Origin of the sequence: Mesorhizobium sp. M7D.F.Ca.US.004.03.1.1, from assembly GCF_003998635.1 — a bacterium.
GTDB lineage: Bacteria > Pseudomonadota > Alphaproteobacteria > Rhizobiales > Rhizobiaceae > Mesorhizobium > Mesorhizobium loti.
On the sequence record NZ_RZQG01001343.1, the window covers coordinates 1 to 1,170 of the forward strand.

A 1,170-nucleotide genomic window follows, 5' to 3' on the forward strand; every position below is an offset into this window, starting at 1 on the left:
GACACGCGCAGGGTGAGCACGCGGGACTCGATATGGAGCAGTTTCCTGAACTCCGTTGGAAGGCGGGCGCGTATTTCGAGAAATATACCCCTCGCTCTGACGGACGATCCAAGCGTTGCAGCCGGGGTTAAAGGCCACTCTCCAATCAGCTTCGCTGTTGCGTTGATTTTTCGGCGAGTGGACATGCCCGTTTATATAGGTCACCGATTGTCAGCAGCGATGAGCCGATCGCAAAGCCAATAACGAGTCCTAATCCGCCTGCGGTCTCAACCACGATGACCCTAAAGGCGCAACCACGATTGTTAGCGGGCCTGATTGCAATTTCGGCTAACAGGAAGCGGCAGAGGTTATCTAACACGCAAGAGCCGACATTCCGGTTTGAAGTGACATCGTCGTGATTTTACCCAAAGGGGGAGGATGCCGGTACACTCGAACGGTATGCCAGCGGCAAACGTTACTTCTGCTCCAAACATGGTGGTGGCTGAACTGCACAACGATAGTCGCAACATAATCGGAAACTGAGTTGAGCGTTCGGTCTATTGTCGATAGGCTCCGTTGCTGGATTCGGGGGTAAGCTGCAAGTGACGTCGGTTTTTGTCGCATACGCCTCCGGCAATCAGTTCCATGGTGATATGATTGTCGCAGCCTGCAAATCGGCTTCAACTTCCGATCGATCAATAACGCCATGGTCGACACTTGACACGTCGGGCTCACCAGTTGCGCGGTCGGTGGAAAGCTGGATAGAAGGCGCCGACGCTTTCATTGCCGACATCTCTCTCGTCAATCACAACGTGACCTACGAACTGGGATTTGCGATCGGATTGCAAAAGCCCACACGATTGATCCGCTCAACCCACATGGACTTCCAACCGGTCAAAGCCATCGGCTTGCTAGATACCCTGGGCCATGACGGCTACGACTATGATCACGTTCTTGTTCGCACCCTGTCAAAACGCGATGAAACGACCCGCTGGGCTGAACTGGCGAAAAATAAGGATCAGCCGGTTTTCATCCTTCAACTTCCGACCCCCACTGAATCCACCCTACGGACGACCAGCGCCGTCAAGAAGATTGCGCGGATCAAATTCCGCAACTTCAATTCTAGCGAGATCAGCCGACTGAACGCCAGCGAAGCCTATGAACAGGTGGCTTCTTCGTTCGGCATCATCG

1 protein-coding gene is annotated in these 1,170 nt (G+C 53.7%); it reads left to right on the plus strand.

Translation table 11 applies throughout. The features are described 5' to 3' along the window. Positions 1 to 581: 581 nt before the first annotated feature. Positions 582 to 1,170: hypothetical protein (locus EN935_RS36925; RefSeq protein ID WP_206534679.1), on the plus strand; the 589-nt coding region annotated here is incomplete at its 3' end.